The 17,203-nt window shown below is 29.6% G+C and carries 19 protein-coding genes; all 19 read left to right on the top strand.

Annotated features, from left to right (window positions below; all coding sequences use genetic code 11):
* Positions 1-7 precede the first annotated feature (7 nt).
* Genes rfbC through WBG21_RS06910 form a run of 19 tightly spaced genes read left to right on the top strand, consistent with a single transcriptional unit; the run spans position 8 to position 17,148 of the window.
* The gene (gene rfbC / locus WBG21_RS07000; RefSeq protein ID WP_340076229.1) at positions 8-553 is read left to right on the top strand and encodes a dTDP-4-dehydrorhamnose 3,5-epimerase; all 546 of its coding nucleotides are present in this window, start codon (positions 8-10) and stop codon (positions 551-553) included.
* Entirely contained in the window at positions 550-1,329 is a 780-nt protein-coding gene (gene rfbD / locus WBG21_RS06995; RefSeq protein WP_340076226.1) for a dTDP-4-dehydrorhamnose reductase, read from the top strand. The genes rfbC and rfbD overlap by 4 nt, the downstream gene beginning before the upstream one ends.
* An 8-nt stretch (positions 1,330-1,337) precedes the next feature.
* Positions 1,338-2,456, top strand: coding sequence for a GDP-mannose 4,6-dehydratase (gmd, locus tag WBG21_RS06990; RefSeq protein WP_340076223.1), 1,119 nt, complete (start codon positions 1,338-1,340; stop codon positions 2,454-2,456).
* 5 nt (positions 2,457-2,461) lie between these two features.
* Positions 2,462-3,508: a GDP-L-fucose synthase family protein gene (locus WBG21_RS06985; protein ID WP_340076221.1), complete on the top strand. Its 1,047-nt coding sequence runs from the start codon at positions 2,462-2,464 to the stop codon at positions 3,506-3,508.
* The gene (gene cysQ, locus WBG21_RS06980) at positions 3,495-4,289 is read left to right on the top strand and encodes a 3'(2'),5'-bisphosphate nucleotidase CysQ (RefSeq protein WP_340076219.1); all 795 of its coding nucleotides are present in this window, start codon (positions 3,495-3,497) and stop codon (positions 4,287-4,289) included. Before WBG21_RS06985 ends, cysQ begins: the two co-directional genes overlap by 14 nt.
* Positions 4,289-4,729 carry a DUF2061 domain-containing protein gene (locus tag WBG21_RS06975; protein ID WP_340076216.1) on the top strand — a complete coding sequence of 147 codons (441 nt, stop codon included), beginning with the start codon at positions 4,289-4,291 and terminating at the stop codon, positions 4,727-4,729. Before cysQ ends, WBG21_RS06975 begins: the two co-directional genes overlap by 1 nt.
* Complete coding sequence (gene cysC / locus WBG21_RS06970; protein ID WP_340076214.1) at positions 4,698-5,294, top strand: adenylyl-sulfate kinase; 597 nt, start codon at positions 4,698-4,700, stop codon at positions 5,292-5,294. The genes WBG21_RS06975 and cysC overlap by 32 nt, the downstream gene beginning before the upstream one ends.
* Positions 5,294-6,199 carry a sulfate adenylyltransferase subunit CysD gene (gene cysD, locus WBG21_RS06965; RefSeq protein ID WP_340076212.1) on the top strand — a complete coding sequence of 302 codons (906 nt, stop codon included), beginning with the start codon at positions 5,294-5,296 and terminating at the stop codon, positions 6,197-6,199. Before cysC ends, cysD begins: the two co-directional genes overlap by 1 nt.
* Before the next feature lie 12 nt (positions 6,200-6,211).
* Positions 6,212-7,468 (top strand): sulfate adenylyltransferase subunit CysN, encoded by a 1,257-nt coding sequence (gene cysN / locus WBG21_RS06960; protein WP_340076210.1) that lies wholly within the window; start codon positions 6,212-6,214, stop codon positions 7,466-7,468.
* A 25-nt stretch (positions 7,469-7,493) separates the two neighbouring features.
* On the top strand, positions 7,494-8,027 hold the full coding sequence (locus tag WBG21_RS06955; RefSeq protein ID WP_340076207.1) for a hypothetical protein: 534 nt from the start codon (positions 7,494-7,496) through the stop codon (positions 8,025-8,027).
* A gap of 1 nt (position 8,028) precedes the next feature.
* The gene (locus WBG21_RS06950; protein ID WP_340076205.1) at positions 8,029-9,330 is read left to right on the top strand and encodes a flippase; all 1,302 of its coding nucleotides are present in this window, start codon (positions 8,029-8,031) and stop codon (positions 9,328-9,330) included.
* Positions 9,327-10,226 carry a sulfotransferase family protein gene (locus WBG21_RS06945; protein ID WP_340076202.1) on the top strand — a complete coding sequence of 300 codons (900 nt, stop codon included), beginning with the start codon at positions 9,327-9,329 and terminating at the stop codon, positions 10,224-10,226. Before WBG21_RS06950 ends, WBG21_RS06945 begins: the two co-directional genes overlap by 4 nt.
* 2 nt (positions 10,227-10,228) lie before the next feature.
* Positions 10,229-11,047, top strand: a complete 819-nt coding sequence (locus WBG21_RS06940; RefSeq protein WP_340076200.1) for a sulfotransferase domain-containing protein — start codon at positions 10,229-10,231, stop codon at positions 11,045-11,047.
* Positions 11,044-11,742 (top strand): sulfotransferase family 2 domain-containing protein, encoded by a 699-nt coding sequence (locus WBG21_RS06935; protein ID WP_340076198.1) that lies wholly within the window; start codon positions 11,044-11,046, stop codon positions 11,740-11,742. Before WBG21_RS06940 ends, WBG21_RS06935 begins: the two co-directional genes overlap by 4 nt.
* Positions 11,743-11,749: 7 nt before the next feature.
* Complete coding sequence (locus WBG21_RS06930; protein ID WP_340076196.1) at positions 11,750-12,862, top strand: hypothetical protein; 1,113 nt, start codon at positions 11,750-11,752, stop codon at positions 12,860-12,862.
* Positions 12,837-14,096: an O-antigen ligase family protein gene (locus WBG21_RS06925; RefSeq protein WP_340076194.1), complete on the top strand. Its 1,260-nt coding sequence runs from the start codon at positions 12,837-12,839 to the stop codon at positions 14,094-14,096. The genes WBG21_RS06930 and WBG21_RS06925 overlap by 26 nt, the downstream gene beginning before the upstream one ends.
* Positions 14,074-15,231 (top strand): glycosyltransferase family 4 protein, encoded by a 1,158-nt coding sequence (locus tag WBG21_RS06920; protein WP_340076192.1) that lies wholly within the window; start codon positions 14,074-14,076, stop codon positions 15,229-15,231. The genes WBG21_RS06925 and WBG21_RS06920 overlap by 23 nt, the downstream gene beginning before the upstream one ends.
* Positions 15,209-15,943 carry a WecB/TagA/CpsF family glycosyltransferase gene (locus WBG21_RS06915; RefSeq protein ID WP_340076190.1) on the top strand — a complete coding sequence of 245 codons (735 nt, stop codon included), beginning with the start codon at positions 15,209-15,211 and terminating at the stop codon, positions 15,941-15,943. The genes WBG21_RS06920 and WBG21_RS06915 overlap by 23 nt, the downstream gene beginning before the upstream one ends.
* On the top strand, positions 15,940-17,148 hold the full coding sequence (locus WBG21_RS06910) for an O-antigen ligase family protein (protein WP_340076188.1): 1,209 nt from the start codon (positions 15,940-15,942) through the stop codon (positions 17,146-17,148). Before WBG21_RS06915 ends, WBG21_RS06910 begins: the two co-directional genes overlap by 4 nt.
* Positions 17,149-17,203: the final 55 nt, after the last annotated feature.

The following is a 17,203-nucleotide window of genomic DNA, read 5'->3' as shown; positions in this document are numbered from 1 at the left end:
TAGCGAATTGATTATTGAAGAAATATATATAGAAGGATGCTTCATAATAAAGCCAGATGTTTATAAAGACAATAGAGGTGCTTTTTTTGAGTCCTATCGAAAGTCATTTATGGAAGAAGGAATAGGCCGACAGATTGAATTTGTTCAGGAAAATCAGTCAATTTCTAAAAAGGGGGTGTTAAGAGGATTTCATTTTCAGGAGGGAGAATATTCCCAAGCTAAATTAGTTCGTGTGGTCAAAGGAGAGGTAATAGATGTAATAGTAGACTTAAGAAGAGAATCAATAACTTTTGGTAAGCATTACAAAGTTATTTTGAATGATAAAAATAATTATCAGTTATTCATTCCCAGAGGGTTTGCACATGCTTTTTTAGCACTAAGCGATGAAGCTGTTTTTTCTTATAAGTGTGATAATTACTATAATAAAGCATCAGAAAGAGGAATTTTATATAGTGACAAAACATTGAATATTAATTGGGAATATCCACATGAAAAGATAATAGTATCTAAAAAAGATAAAATACTTCCAACGTTCGAAGAAATATTAACGTGAAAAGAGTTTTAATAATAGGTTCAGAGGGTCAGTTAGGAATGTGTATTCAAAAAATACATAAAGAATTTAAGGATGTTCATTTTGTTTTTACAAAAAAGAATGAATTGGATATTACAAAGAAAGATAGTGTTGATGATTTTTTTGGCAAACAGGCATTTGATTTTTGTATTAATTGTGCTGCATATACAAAAGTAGACCAAGCAGAAAAAGAACCTAAAAAAGCATTTATGGTCAATGCTGAAGGTGTTAAAAATATAGCGACAGCATGTAAAGAAAACAATGTAACATTAATACATATTTCTACTGACTATGTGTTTGACGGAGAAAAAAGAACCCCTTATACAGTTGAAGATATTCCAAACCCAATTAATGTTTATGGCAAATCTAAATTAAAAGGAGAACAATATATCCAAGAAATTTTAGAGAGCTATTTTATCATTAGGACATCATGGCTGTATTCGGAGTTTGGGAATAATTTTTATAAAGCGATATTAGAAAAAGCCAAAACAGAAAAGACAATATATGTTACGGACGATCAAATAGGATGCCCAACCAACACTAATAATTTAGCTGAATTTATAATAAAAGCAATAAATACTGATGATATAGAAAATAGAGTGTATCATTTCTGTGATGGGAAATCAATTACGTGGTATGATTTTGCAAAAGAGATTTTGGAGGAAAATAATTTAAAAAATAAAGTTAACCTTGTAAAGGCAACCAATTACGTTACTTTTGCAAAGCGACCTAAAAACTCAGTTTTATCAAATAAATAAAAACTAAAATGAAAAAAAAAGTTGCTTTAATTACCGGAGTAACAGGACAGGATGGCGCGTATTTAAGTGAATTTCTTCTTAAAAAAGGATATGAGGTACACGGCATTAAAAGACGCTCCTCAATGTTTAATACTGATAGAATAGATCATTTATATCAGGATCCACATGTCAAAAACCGTAATTTTTTATTGCATTATGGAGACATGACTGACAGTACAAATTTAATTCGCTTAATTAAGGAAATACAACCGGATGAAATATATAATTTAGCCGCGATGAGCCATGTACATGTATCTTTTGAGATGCCTGAATATACAGGAAATGCGGATGGCTTAGGCGCTCTAAGAGTCTTAGATGCAGTTCGCTTATTGGGAATGGAAAAGAAAACGCGAATATATCAAGCATCAACTTCCGAATTATATGGAAAAGTTCAGGAAGTACCTCAAACAGAAACAACACCGTTTTATCCTCGGAGCCCTTATGCAGTAGCTAAAATGTATGCATATTGGATTACTGTAAATTATAGAGAGGCATATGGAATGTATGCTTGTAATGGCATTTTATTTAACCATGAGTCCCCTATACGTGGTGAAACTTTTGTAACAAGAAAAATTACTAGAGCAACTTCTAGGATAGCACTTGGGCTACAAGACAAATTTTATTTAGGAAACTTAGACGCTCAACGTGATTGGGGGCATGCAAAGGATTATGTACGTATGATGTGGATGATTCTTCAGGCAGACAAACCGGAAGATTGGGTTATAGCTACAGGGAAGACAACAACAGTTCGTGATTTTGTAAGAATGAGTTTTGCGGAATTGGGGATTGAACTAAATTTTGAAGGAGAAGGAGTGGAAGAGAAAGCTTTTGTAAAAATATGTAGCAATTCCGAATATCAATTACCAATAGGAAAAGAAGTGCTTTCCATAGACCCTAAATATTTTAGACCAACGGAAGTAGATTTGTTAGTTGGAGATGCTACAAAAGCAAAAGAGAAATTAGGCTGGATTCCTGAGTATGATTTACAGGCTTTGGTAAAAGACATGATGCAAAGTGACATTAAACTTATGAAGAAACAGCAATACCTTAAAGAAGGGGGATATCAAATCATGAATTATTTTGAATAAGCTTAATGGAAAAGAATGCTAAAATTTATGTAGCTGGTCATCGAGGTTTGGTAGGAAGTGCTATTTTAAAAAACCTTCAGGATAAAGGGTATAATAATATTATTGCTCGTACACATAAAGAACTAGATTTAACAAATCAAATGGCTGTTTCCCGGTTTTTTGAGAATGAAAAACCCGAATATGTGTTTTTGGCTGCAGCTAAAGTTGGAGGTATTGTAGCCAATAATGTATATAGAGCTGATTTTATTTATGAGAATATGATGATTCAAAATAATGTGATTCATCAAAGCCATATTTATAAAGTGAAAAAATTATTGTTTTTGGGCAGTACATGTATTTACCCCAAAAATTGCCCCCAACCCATGAAAGAAGAGTATCTTTTAACAGGTCCTTTAGAATATACAAATGAACCATATGCGATTGCTAAAATAGCGGGAATTAAGATATGTGAGAGCTATAACCTACAGTATGGAACCAATTTTATTTCAGTAATGCCAACAAATTTGTATGGCCCGAATGATAATTTTGATCTGGAAAAATCTCATGTTGTGCCAGCACTCATAAGAAAAATGTATTTAGCTAAATTATTAAGTGAAAATAACGTAAACGCTGTTTTACAAGATTTAAATATTAATAATTTAGAAGAAGCAAAAGCCTACCTTTCAAGGTATGGAGTTACTAAAGATAGTGTAGAAATATGGGGTACAGGCAAACCAAAACGAGAATTTTTGTGGTCTAAAGATATGGCAGATGCATGTGTGTTTATTATGGAAAACAGAGATTTTAAAGACACATATACTCAGGGACAAAAAAACATTAGAAACACCCATATAAATATTGGAACAGGAAAAGAGGTTTCCATTAAAGAACTTGCCGAGATCACAAAAAAAATTATTGGTTTTAAAGGAAAGCTAGTGTTTAATAAAGATAAACCAGATGGTACAATGAGGAAGCTAACAGATGTTTCTAAACTCAATGAACTTGGATGGAAATATAATGTTGAACTTGAAGAAGGAATAAAAAAAAGCTATGAATGGTATGTTAAACGATAACCTAAAAATTGCCATAGAAGTTTCTGTAAAAGCAGGGATCAAGATTTTAGAAATATATAACCAAGAATTTGAAATAGAAGAAAAAAAAGATAATTCTCCGTTAACAAAAGCAGATATAATGTCGAACGATGTAATTAACGAATATCTTTCACAAACACAGATTCCAATCATTAGTGAAGAGAATAGAGAAATTGACTATTCTGTTCGAAAAAAATGGAATATCTGTTGGTTAGTAGATCCTTTAGATGGGACGAAAGAGTTTATAAAGAGAAACGGAGAATTTACTGTGAATATAGCGTTAATTCAAGGAGGAGCTGTAAAATTAGGGGTAATTTATACGCCTGTTACGAGAGAACTATATTATGGAGATGTAGAAGCGAAGTGTAGTTATAAAATTATATTGAATGAACTCCATGAACTCCCTGATGATTTCTTTAATGAAAACTATCTAATCTCTCCATCAGATCCAGATGATAAAATAAAAATAGTAGGGAGCAGGTCTCATATGAATGAAGACACAAAACTTTTTATAGAATCAATAAAGAGAAAACATTCAGAGGTTGAAATAGTTTCCAAAGGAAGTTCCCTTAAATTTTGTTTAGTTGCTGGGGGAGAAGCCCATGTATACCCTAGATTTGCACCTACTATGGAGTGGGATACTGCTGCGGGGCAAGCAATATGTGAAGCTGCAGGGTTAAAAGTAATAGACCAAACAACAAAAAGGCCTTTAGCGTACAATAAACAAAACCTATTAAATAACTATTTTTTAGTCAGTAGATAATGACTGAACACTCATATAAAAGGCATATAGCAAAGACTATTACGTGGAGAACGGTAGGCACTTTAGACACTATTTTACTTTCATGGATTATTTCCGGAAACCCACTAACAGGGTTAAAGATAGGGATTGCAGAAGTGGTAACAAAAATGCTACTATACTATTTACATGAAAGAATATGGTTTAAATTTGAAGTTAAAAACAGTCATAAGCGGCATATAGCAAAAACCATTACATGGAGGTTTGTAGGCACGATGGATACAATGGTATTGGCTTGGCTCATTACAGGGAACCCTTTAACAGGAATGCAAATAGGCTTTGCAGAGGTAGTAACAAAAATGATGCTATATTATTTTCATGAAAGACTGTGGTATAAAATTCATTACGGATTAGATAAAAGAAAGGAAAAAAATGACAAACAACATAGTTCCTCAAGCATATAAAATATCCAAACAAGAAAGGAATAAAAAAAACGAGCATAACTCTTTCTTGATTTTTTTTACAGGACTTTCAGGTTCTGGGAAATCTACTTTAGCAAATATTTTAGAGCAAAGACTTTTTAAAGAAGGGATAAACACATATGTGCTAGATGGAGATAATATTAGGCAAGGGATCAATAATGACTTAAGCTTTACCCCTGAAGACCGTACAGAAAACATAAGGAGAATTGCAGAGATATCTAAACTATTTATTGATGCAGGAGTTATTGTGTTGGCAACATTTGTGTCTCCCTACAAAAAAGACAGAGAATTTATAAGAAAAACGGTTGGAACTGATACCTTTGTAGAAGTTTTTGTAAACACCAGTATAGAAGAGTGTGAAAAGAGAGATGTAAAGGGACTATATAAAAAAGTAAGAGAAGGAAAAATAGAGAACATGACAGGGATATCTGCTCCATATGAGGTACCTGAAACCCCTGAAGTTGAAATTCGAACTGATACAAAAACAGTAGAAGAATCAGTAGATTTATTATACGATGCTATAAAAGGAAAAATAGGTTTAAAATAATGAGCAAGTATTTTTTAAATTATTTAGACGAACTAGAGTCAGAAGCCATCTATGTTTTAAGAGAAGTATGGGCACAATTTCAAAACCCTGTAATTCTTTTTTCGGGAGGGAAAGACTCTATCGTAGTAACACATTTGGCCAGAAAGGCATTCTACCCTTCAAAAATCCCATTTGCATTACTGCATGTTGATACAGGACACAACTTCCCTGAAACGATAAAATTCAGAGATGATTTAATAGAAGAACTAGGGGTTCAATTATTGGTAGGTTCTGTACAAGAATCCATTAATCAAGGAAGAGTTGCCGAAGAAAGAGGAAAAAATGCCACTAGAAATGCATTACAGATAACCACATTATTAGATGCTATTGAAGAACATAAAATAGATTGTGCTATAGGTGGAGGACGTAGAGATGAAGAAAAAGCAAGGGCTAAAGAACGGTTTTTTTCTCATAGAGATGATTTTGGACAATGGGATCCGAAAAACCAACGCCCTGAACTATGGAACATTTTCAATGGGAAACATTTTGAAGGAGAGCATTTCAGAGCCTTTCCAATTAGTAACTGGACAGAGATGGATGTTTGGAATTATATAAAAAGAGAAAATATACAAATACCATCGCTTTATTTTGCACATGAAAGACAAGTTATATGGCGGAACAATTCATGGATTCCTAATTCAGAGTTTTTAGTTCTTGAAGAAAAAGAAGAAGTAATTATAAAAAAAATACGGTTTAGAACATTAGGGGATATTACTATTACGGGAGGGATAGAATCGGACGCAGATACATTAGAGAAAATAGTAGAAGAAGTAGCAGCAATGCGGCATACAGAAAGAGGGAACCGAGCAGACGATAAACGCTCAGAAACAGCCATGGAAGACAGAAAAAAACAAGGGTATTTTTAATAGTAAGATAAAATGCAAATAGATAATAATCAATTATTAAGATTTACAACCGCTGGTAGCGTTGATGATGGCAAAAGCACATTAATAGGCAGATTGCTCTATGATTCAAAATCTATTTTTGAGGATCAATTAGAAGCTGTAGAAAATACAAGTAAAAAGAAAGGACATAAAGGAGTAGACCTTGCATTATTTACGGATGGTTTAAGAGATGAAAGAGAACAGGGAATTACTATTGATGTAGCATACAGATACTTCACAACACCGAAAAGGAAATTTATTATTGCAGACACCCCAGGACATATTCAATATACACGAAATATGGTTACCGGGGCATCTACGGCAAATGCTGCAATTATTTTGGTAGATGCCCGTCATGGTGTTATTGAGCAAACAAGAAGACATGCATTTATCGCATCATTATTGCAAATCCCACATGTGATAGTTTGTATTAACAAAATGGACTTGGTTGATTTTGATGAAAATATTTATAATAAGGTAATAAGTCAATTTGAAGAGTTTTCATCTAAATTATTGGTAAAAGACATCCGCTTTATTCCAATAAGCGCTTTATTAGGGGATAATGTTGTTAATCGTTCTAAAAATATGGATTGGTACCAAGGAGCACCTTTGTTGCACACACTGGAGACCATGCACATAAGTAGTGATATTAATAAGGTAGATGCTCGTTTTCCCGTACAAACGGTATTAAGGCCTCAAAGAGATGGTTTTATTGATTACAGAGGCTATGCCGGAAGGGTTGCAAGTGGCATTTTTAGATCAGGAGATAATGTGACTGTAATGCCTTCAGGGTTCAATTCTAAAATTAAGACTATAGATATCTTTGAGGGTGAAGTGGAAGAAGCATTTGCCCCAATGTCTGTGTCAATAACACTAGAGGACGACATTGATATCAGTAGAGGTGATATGATCGTTCGTTCTAACAATAAACCTGAAGCAGTTCAAGATATTGAGGTAATGCTATGCTGGTTACATGATGATGCGGCAAAACCTAGATCAAAATACACGATTCGTCATACCTCTAATGAACAAAAGGCTATGATTAAAGAAGTGGTTTATAAAATAGATATTAATACGTTGGAGAGAAATCCCGATAACAAAGAGCTAGAAATGAACGATATCTGTAAAGTTAAAATCAGAACTACAAAACCTTTAATGATAGACTCTTACCGTGAAAACAGAACTACTGGAAGTATTATTCTTGTTGATGATGCCACAAATGAAACAGTAGCAGCAGGAATGATAGTCTAAAACAAACCTTTTATAATAAGTATATATGAGAACATTTTTTTTACAAAATTTTTTATTAGCAATAATTTTAGTCTCTTCCTGTAAGAGAAAAGAGCCGAAAAACAACATTATTGAAAAACCAAAAGAAATATTAGAAGTAACAATAAATCTTAAGGCGAATAAAAAAGACATTTTTCGGATAGAGTTAAATAACATTAGAATTGATGAGTTTCAAAAAATGAATATTCAGGTGTTTGAAGAAGTTCCTGTATCGACTAATTATGAGACAATAAATGTTAATTTTTTTGATGGAATGATATCTAATAATTTAGTCTTTAATCTAGGAAATAAAGAGGAAAAGACAATTGATATTAGTAGTATTGAGATAACGAATGGAGTGAGACATATAAAAATAGCGCCTAAACAAATTCCAAATTATTTTAGGCTAAATAAGTTTGTTGAATTTGATAGTATTTCGAATAAAATAATCACAAAAAAAAGTGGAAACAAATTAAATCCAAAATTAGTAGCTAAACAAGGCTTAATAAATAAAATAAGTCCCGAAAGATATTTTTATTGATTTGAAAGGAATTCAAAAATTAAAAGACCTTATAAAAGACAACGACTCAAAAGAGATTCTTACTAAAACTTTTTTTTTCTTAATTATAAGATTTTTAGGGTTGCTAGCGGGATATTTTTTTATCTTTATTATAGCTAAATATTATGGAGCTGCGGTTAATGGGCTAATCTCAATTAGTTTTTCATTCTTTTTACTTTCAAGTATTCTTGGCCGACTAGGAATTGATATTAATCTTGTTAAATTTTATTCTATTGATAAGAATGAGAAAGAAAAAGGGTTGTTTTATCGAGTTCTAATAAAATCAATTATAGCATCATCAATCGTTGCATTGCTCCTTTATTATTTTAGAGATTTTTTTGTTTATACTTTATTTAAAAAACCAGAGTTAAAACCATACTTGTTATGGACTCTTTTAACTGTTCCTTTTTGGTCAATAATACTGATTTGTGCAGGGTTTCTAAGAGCAAAAAAATTAAATAATTGGCATGCTTTCTTAAATAATCCAGGGCGATTTATATTTTCAATTATTATTCTATTTATAATACAAAAGGAACAACCTCTAAATGTTATAAAAGCTCATTTCTATGGGGTGTTTTTACTAGCGTTTGTATCTGTAATAATCACGAGTAAAAAATTAAAAAAAATTTCATTTAAATCAACACATAATTCATGGCAGTTTATAAAAGAATCATTCCCTATGATGCTTTCATCAACAATATTAATATTTTTAGGTTGGTCGGATACATTTGTTTTGGGAATATATGAAAACAGTAATAATGTTGGGGTTTATAATGTTGCATTAAAAATTGCTACAATAACCAGTTTTTCGCTTCAGGCTGTAAATTCTATTTTAGCACCAATAATATCAAAAATGTATAATGAAGGTAAAAAAGATAATTTAGAAAAAGTTATTTTATTTTCAACTAGATTAAATTTTTATATAACGGCATTCATCATTCTTATAATAATAATATTTCATAAGCTGATATTAGGGGTTTTTGGTGAAGAGTTTGTTTTAGGAAGCATAGTTCTAATTATTTTATGTGTCGGTCAGCTAGTTAATTCAATATCAGGGTCAGTAGGAATAATTCTTCACATGACGGGACATCAATTAACATTTCAAAATATTGTATTAACTGCTTTAATATTAAATCTAATATTAAACTTCACACTAACTCCTACATATGGAACAATAGGAGCAGCAATAGCAACTGTAATAAGCATTTCTAGCTGGAATATCTATGGAGCTATATTTTTGAAGAGAAAATTAAAAATAAAATCTTTTTATATTCCTTTTATATGATAAAACCAAACACTTTTTTAATAGGAGTTCAGAAATCTGCAACCACATCTGTTTATAATTGGATTGCTCAACATCCTGAAATTTGTGCCCCAGTATCTTTAAAATATATACCATTTTTTGTTGAAGATAGTTTATATAATAAAGGGGCACAGTTTTTGCACAAAACTTATAAAAAATACTACAAAAACCAAAAAATAATATTGCAAGGGAATGTAAATTATATTTTCTTTAAAAAAGGTATTGAAAGAATATATGAGTTTGATAAAAACGCTAAATTTATTCTGATACTTAGAAACCCTGTAGAGAGGGCAATATCATCTTATTTCTTTGCAAAGAAGAGGGGGATAGAATCAAGAAATATAACGTTGGCATTTGATAATGAAAAGGATATATTTGATGGAAATAATTTACACGACATTTGTGAATTAACATATAAAACCCATGGTCTTTATGCGCAACAATTAAAAATATTTCTTAGATATTTTTCTATTGAACAGGTTTGTATATTGTTGTTTGATGAAATAAAAGAAGCCCCAGAAAATCAATTAAAGAAAATTTTTAATTTTTTAGAAGTGGATGATAGCTTTAACCCGAAACTTAATTATTTAAACAAAGCAGGAGTATCGAGGAGCAAATGGATTTATAAAATACTTTATGACAAAGAAAATAATATAAAAAAGTTTTTAAACAAGTATATTGCTGACAAGTTTTTTTCATTTGATTTCAAGATAAGGGTTAAACTATTTTTAGGAAAAATTTTGTCCAAGGAAAGTAAAGAAGCAAAAAATGATGTCCCAGAAGCCTTAATAAAAAAATTAAATCATTTTTTCGAAAAAGACATATTAGAATTGGAAAAGATTATTGATAAGGATCTAAGCACATGGAAAAATAAATAAAAATGATTATAAAGATAATTAAAGGAAAAATAGAACAATTTATAAGGTTACTTTTTATAAACTTTTTGACACCATACAATGGCTCAATAATTATAGTAGAGTATCCAAAATCTGGAGGGACATGGCTAGGTCAATTAGTTTCAGGTTATTATAAAATACCATTTCCTAGAAATAAATTGCCAAAAGTTAAAAAATCCTTATTTCATGGTCACTACTTGCCCAAATACAATATAAAAAAGAACAAAAAAGTTATATTATTAGTTAGAGATGGTAGAGATGTTATGGTTTCGTTATATCATCATCAATTACTTTGGAACGATAAAAATAAACTACACCCTAAAGATGTAATTTATCATAGGAAAAAAGTAAACTTCACTAATTTTGAAAATGTAAAATCAAATATGTATAAATTTATTGAATACACATTTAAAAATAGACCGTCTAAATTACGTCATTTCACATATATGGGCAATTGGGTTGAATTTAATGAAAAGTGGATAGAAAGCATGAATGATAAAACACAAAACATCTATTTAATTAAATATGAAGACATATTAAGTAACACAAAAGAAACATTAGAAAAGCTATTAAAAACCTTTTTTAAAGAAGAGGTTATTAATGAAAAGCATTTAGAAGATGTTATATATAAGTTTTCTTTTAAAAACCAAACAAATAGAGATCAAGGAGAAGAAAAAAAAGGGAGTTTTTTGAGAAAAGGAATTGCTGGAGATTGGAAAAACTATTTTGATGAAGAGGCGGAAAAAAAATTTCTAAAATATGCGGGGAACACATTATTAAAATTAGGATATATAGAAAAATGATCTCAAGAGAATATAAATGCATTTATATACATATCCCTAAGTGTGGAGGGACGAGTATACAGGAAAAATTTTTAGTAAATCAAACAAAATCGCAATTGCTTTTAGGGAAAAATAAAGACCCCAAAAAAGGACCTCCAAGGTTAAATCATTTAATGGCATCGGAATATGTTTCTAAAAAGCATATATCGCAGGAAGATTTTTCTTCGTATTTTAAATTTACTTTTGTCAGAAACCCATGGGCGAGGGTTTTTTCTATGTACAAATATTTAGGATACTCACAATTTGCAGATTTTGATACGTTTGTAACAAAAATTTTTAAAAAAGAGCTGTGGGATAATTCAAAATGGTTTTGGTTTGTAAGGCCACAATATGATTTTATTCATGATTCTCATGGGAATATGATGGTTGATTACGTTGGCAGAACAGAAGTTTTAAATGAAGATTTTAAAAAAGTTTGTCAAAAAATAGGATTAGAAGATAATATATTATCGCATATAAATAAATCAAGTGAAAAAAGTAGATATAATATTTTATATATGAAAACATTATTTTCTAATCCATATAGAATATTCAAGTATAGACATGGAGAAGATGATAAAGTAAAAGATCATCGAGATTATTATACGAATAACACGATAGAAATTATATATGATTTTTATAGAATAGATATAGAAACCTTTGGTTATTCATTCTAGGCTGAATATGGAAATTCAAAAGAAAAAGACGCTTAATTATTTTATATTCATAGTTGCTTTTTTGATGATTTGTATTTCTTTTGTCTTTAAGGAAATTAAGTATATTCGATATCTATCTGTTTTACCAATTTTATTAGTAGCTAATCTAAGAATAAGGAGCCAGTATCTTGCAAGGACATTTATTTTATTTTTGATATATGTGCTTTTAGGAGCATTATTAGCTATAGCATCTTCAAGGTTTTCGACCAGACTTATAGCTGAGATCATTTTAACAATGATCCCTATAGTTTTTGTTGTATTGTTTAATTCAGCGGAGAAAATAAATGCAGGTCATATAAAGTGTTTTTTCATAATAACAGTTTTTTTTATGATTATCGAAAATTTTTCTTCTTTTTTTATAATTTTCTATAACCCAACAATATTATTTAAGGCATTAATTACATCTAGAATAAATACAGAGTCACATTTTGGATTTGTGTTCGGGTTATTTTTTCTCTATTTTTTTTTCTCAAATTCTAAAAAACGTTATACGATATTAGCTTTTATTTTTTTATTGATAGCACTAAAAAGAATAGCAATTGTAGCCACTATAATTTCATTGATAGTGTTTTTTTTATACAAAAAAAAGAAATTTACTAAATCTAAAAAATACTTCTTTAACGCAGGTGCCTTTATTTCATTAGTTACTTTTGTATATGTAATTATTCACTTATCAGTTGGAACTTACAATGATATTATAAAAGAATATACAGGGCTTTCTGCTAATGCATTTACAAAAGGAAGGGCATATCTTTATGAAACAGTCTTAAACGAAATGCCAATAAAATTTTTAGGATATGGACTAGGTGTTGTGACAGACTATTTAATTGGACTAAACCTTAAAGTAGACAGATTACATTCTGATCTTTTGAGAAATATTATAGAATATGGGTGGGGGGCGTTTTCTATAGTAATACTAGTGTTTAATAGAATCAACATTTTTAGTATAAAATCGATGATAATCCTCATATTCTATTGGGTAATTATGGTTACTGATAATGCTTTTGTTTATTTTGATTTTTTAGTACTATTTTACATGATTCAATCAAACCTATATGATAATAAAAGAGGGGTTATATAAGAAAGGGCATATTTTTATATTATGTATAATTGCGACCTCATTAGTATTGCCCATGATTTTTAATAATCTGGCTATTGGATTGTTCCTTCTACTTTTTTTTAAAATTTCAAAAAGGTCTAATAAGACTAATAATATTCAATTATATATATTGCCTTTAATAATTATATTCTTAGATGTTGCCGCTATTTTTATTTCTAATGATATACAACAAGCACTTTATGTGATTGAAAAAAGGACTGGACTTATAATTTTTAGTTTTGGGTTTATGCTTATGCCTAAAATAAGCAATAAAAACCTGAGTACTATTTTTAAATTTTTTGTGTATAGCGTATCTGCTATTTGTGTAGTATCTTTATTTTTGGCTCTATTGGAAAACTTTGAGCAATATGGATATAAAATTAATTACCAAAGTATATGGATAATTGGCTATCATAACTTAAGCGGACAAGTTGGCTTCCATGCTACATACCTTTCAAACTATATTTTATTTTCTCTTGGGATTTTGCTCTTCCATAAGGGGGAAAATTTTAAATGGAATAATAAGATAAAATATATTTTAGTGGCATTTTTGATTACTTACTTTATGCTACTTGCCGTAAGGACAACATTTATTTCTCTTTTTTTATTGATATTATATTATGTGTATCAAATCTATAAAAATAATAAGATAAAGCTATTAATGGCCTTTAGTGCTGTTATATTAGGGCTTCTTTTTATATTTTTAAATAGCACTATGATGAAAGAGCGGTTTGAAGATATTTTTTCAATTGGCAAAAGTCAAAATATAAGTAGGTTTGGAGGGATCAAGATTAGAATGTATAACTGGAAAGCAGCATATAATGTATATAAAGAAAACCCCATTATAGGGGTAGGCAATGGTGATTTACAAGAACATTTGGATGAAAATTATAGGAAATTAAACCAAAATAAATTTGACCTTATTGGATATAATTCACACAACCAATATCTAAATGAGCTCGCTGCAAAAGGAGTATTAGGCCTTTTGTCTATTCTTCTATTTTTGTTATTACCACTTTACATTGGCATAAAAAATAAAAACAAAATGTTTATAGTTTTGATGAGCATACACATTATATCATTTTTAACGGAAAACCTACTAAACAGAAATAAAGGGATTATTTTTTTGATATTTTTTTATGGATTACTGTGTTCAAATTATGAATTCAATAAATCAATAACTAGCGAGAAACATGAAAGTTCTACAAATACATAATGAATATAATCATTTTGGAGGGGAAGATGTTATTGTGGCATTGGAAAACAAATTATTAAAAAAAAACAAAGATGTTGAAGTTTCACAACTAATTTTCAATAACAATAGGTTAGATATAAGGAACTTAATTTTTAATAAAACCTCCTACAAAAAGCTAAAAAATGAAATACTTAAACAAAAGCCGGATATAATTCATGTACACAATATTTTTTACAAAGCTACGCCAAGTGTTTTGAAATGTGCTAAAGATTTTGATTTACCTGTTGTAATGACACTCCATAATTTTAGACTTATTTGTCTTAACGGGCTATTGTTAAGAGATCAAAAACCATGTTTGAAATGTGTTAAAAAAACGTTTCAGTTAGATGCTGTTAAATATAATTGTTTTCAAGACTCTAAGGCTAAAACACTTGCTCTTTCAATCAATTTGGGATATCATAATAAAAAAAACACGTGGGATGGGTATGTGGACAAATTCATTGTTTTATCACAATTTGCAAAAAACATGTTTTTAAACTCCTCTTTAAAAATAAACTCCAATAAGATAATTATAAAACCGAATAGTGTTGATGATTTTAATTTTGAAACATCAAACAATGACAGAGAAGATTATGTTTTTATAGGGAGGCTTTCTAATGAGAAAGGGCCACAAATAGCAGTAGAAGCATTTAATAACCTTCCATTTAAGCTTCATGTTATAGGAACTGGACCATTAGAACAAGGACTTAAAATAAAAGCTAGTGGAAATATTATATTTCATGGTTTAAAAAGCAGGGAATTTATTGTAAATACATTAAAAAAAAGTAAAGCTTTGATTTTTCCTTCTATTTGTTTCGAAGGGTTGCCCAACACTATTTTAGAAGCATATTCAACAGCCACACCAATTATATCTTCAGACATCGACAATATTAAAGATATTGTTAAAAATAACATTACTGGATTACATTTTAAAACTAATAGTGCAATAGATCTTAGAAAAAAAATCAATCAATTTGATAAATTAGAAAACAACATGTTTAATATTAAATCTAGAGAAGAATACTTGGAAAAATATTCACACGAGAAAAACAACTTGTCCTTATTGAAAATCTATCAAGAAGCAATTATAAGTAATGAAAAAAATAAACATTCTTAACCTTAGTCTTAACATCGCAACAGAAGACCAAGCTTTAAAAAAAACGTTAGAATTAGCAAAAAATAGGACACCATCATACATATGTTTTACAAATGCCCATATGACTGTAGAGGCAAATAATGATGAGTATATGTTAAATGTAGTTAATTCAGCCACCTATGCTTTTTCAGATGGGTTCCCCGTAGCAAAGGCTTTTAAATTATTACATGGAATTGATCAAAAAAGAATTCCGGGAATGGAATTTTTCCCTTTGATGCTTGATATTTGTAACAAGCATAAGTTAAAGTTAACCTTATTGGGTTCAACAAATAAGGTATTGAACCTGATTGAGGGAAGAATAAATAAAGAATATCCTAATTTGACAATAACCAATAAGATTTCCCCCCCTTTTAAACAAAAGTGGGATAACGAAAAATACATAAAAGCCATTAATAATGCAAAAACCAACATTGTTTTTGTAGCCCTAGGGTGCCCTTTACAAGAAAAATGGATGTTTGAGAACTATAAAGAAATAAATGCTGTATTATTGGGAGTGGGGGGGGCATTTCCCGTGTATGCAGGAGAAATACCAAAATGTCCTAGCTGGATGGCAAGAAATGGACTAGAATGGCTTTACAGACTAATAAAAGAACCAAGGCGCATGTGGAAAAGATATTTTTATACAAACACGATATTCATTAAATTGCTTTTAAGGTACCTATTGTTTAAATGAGAAGAGAAAAAACTATAATAAACTTACATTTTATAGCAATATTAACTATATCCCTATTAATTTTTGGTGACTTAGCCAGAAAAATTGCAGTATATTTTGAATTTGAATTTACTAGGTATACTGCAGCCGTAAAATTGTTTTTGCTATTAGTTTATTTCATTTTTTTTTTAAGTAAGCTCAATGAGTTTTTTAGGAATAAAATCCAAAGACATATATTCTTTATTATTCTCGCATTGATTTTTCTTTTTTTTTTAAGTAATGCTTCTCCATTTAATAATAAGCCCTTTAATCCATATAATATAGAACACCTAACAAAATATTTATTTTTTCCTATAACCTTTTTTGTTTTTTATAAAGCTTTCCAGAGCAGGAAATTTGTTAAAAACATATTTATATATTATCAATATTTTTTCTTGGCAAACCTTATAGTAATTGCCCTTAGTTTTATTTTTGATATTCAAATATTTAGAAGTTACTATAATTTGGAAAGATTTGGCTATTCAGGATTAATAAATAGACCTAACCAAATAAGTTATATAACCATCTCTTTTATTTTAATCTATTATTATGAGACAATAGTCTTAAAAAGAAAAAAGCTATTTTATTTATTAGGCACTATTTTGGTTTCGTTACTATTTGGAACAAAAAGAATTTATTTTTTCTTGATAATAATGCTGACGTTTCACATAACAACTATTACTAGAGAGATGAAGGTTAAAAATTTAATAGCTTTATTTTTTGGCATTATTGGAGCTTTTTTATTTAGAGATATTTTTTATAACCTTTTTGAGAGTAAGTTCGGAATCTTTATTGACATATATCAGAAAAAAGGATTTTTGTCTAGTATAATGTCCTTTAGAAATGAAACATTAACAAAAACTATTAATGAACAGATAGTTCCTAATTGGGAGGTTTTTAACATCTTTATTGGAGGGGCCGATTTTACAAAAATAAGACCCGAAATGGATTTATTTGACCTGTTCTTTTTCTTTGGGTTAATAGGGATGGGTTTATATTTTCTTTTTTTGAAAAACTTTGTTAGCACATTAAACATAAAAAGTTGCTATCTAAAATATACCCTCTTGGTATGTTTTTTCATATCATTTATGTCAAGTGGGTTTTTAAACAGCGCGAATATTCCGTTTATATTTTTGATTAATATTTATTATTTAAACCAACTAACGTTAATAAAACAAGGGGAATGACCCTAAAATAATATTATAAACCCATAATATGAGGATATTCATCTTTTGTATATTT

Source organism: Leptobacterium meishanense (assembly GCF_037645805.1).
Lineage (GTDB): Bacteria > Bacteroidota > Bacteroidia > Flavobacteriales > Flavobacteriaceae > Leptobacterium_A > Leptobacterium_A meishanense.
Note: the sequence above shows the minus strand (reverse complement) of the source record. Positions and strands in the feature narration are given on the sequence as shown.

Excerpts from the sequence above, each read along its gene's own strand:
- gmd (WP_340076223.1), top strand. The coding sequence starts at position 1,338 with ATGAAAAAAAAAGTTGCTTTAATTACCGGAGTAACAGGACAGGATGGC.
- WBG21_RS06985 (WP_340076221.1), top strand. The coding sequence starts at position 2,462 with ATGGAAAAGAATGCTAAAATTTATGTAGCTGGTCATCGAGGTTTGGTA.
- cysQ (WP_340076219.1), top strand. The coding sequence starts at position 3,495 with ATGTTAAACGATAACCTAAAAATTGCCATAGAAGTTTCTGTAAAAGCA.
- WBG21_RS06975 (WP_340076216.1), top strand. The coding sequence starts at position 4,289 with ATGACTGAACACTCATATAAAAGGCATATAGCAAAGACTATTACGTGG.
- cysC (WP_340076214.1), top strand. The coding sequence starts at position 4,698 with ATGACAAACAACATAGTTCCTCAAGCATATAAAATATCCAAACAAGAA.
- cysD (WP_340076212.1), top strand. The coding sequence starts at position 5,294 with ATGAGCAAGTATTTTTTAAATTATTTAGACGAACTAGAGTCAGAAGCC.
- cysN (WP_340076210.1), top strand. The coding sequence starts at position 6,212 with ATGCAAATAGATAATAATCAATTATTAAGATTTACAACCGCTGGTAGC.
- WBG21_RS06955 (WP_340076207.1), top strand. The coding sequence starts at position 7,494 with ATGAGAACATTTTTTTTACAAAATTTTTTATTAGCAATAATTTTAGTC.
- WBG21_RS06945 (WP_340076202.1), top strand. The coding sequence starts at position 9,327 with ATGATAAAACCAAACACTTTTTTAATAGGAGTTCAGAAATCTGCAACC.
- WBG21_RS06940 (WP_340076200.1), top strand. The coding sequence starts at position 10,229 with ATGATTATAAAGATAATTAAAGGAAAAATAGAACAATTTATAAGGTTA.
- WBG21_RS06935 (WP_340076198.1), top strand. The coding sequence starts at position 11,044 with ATGATCTCAAGAGAATATAAATGCATTTATATACATATCCCTAAGTGT.
- WBG21_RS06930 (WP_340076196.1), top strand. The coding sequence starts at position 11,750 with ATGGAAATTCAAAAGAAAAAGACGCTTAATTATTTTATATTCATAGTT.
- WBG21_RS06925 (WP_340076194.1), top strand. The coding sequence starts at position 12,837 with ATGATAATAAAAGAGGGGTTATATAAGAAAGGGCATATTTTTATATTA.
- WBG21_RS06920 (WP_340076192.1), top strand. The coding sequence starts at position 14,074 with ATGAAAGTTCTACAAATACATAATGAATATAATCATTTTGGAGGGGAA.
- WBG21_RS06915 (WP_340076190.1), top strand. The coding sequence starts at position 15,209 with ATGAAAAAAATAAACATTCTTAACCTTAGTCTTAACATCGCAACAGAA.
- WBG21_RS06910 (WP_340076188.1), top strand. The coding sequence starts at position 15,940 with ATGAGAAGAGAAAAAACTATAATAAACTTACATTTTATAGCAATATTA.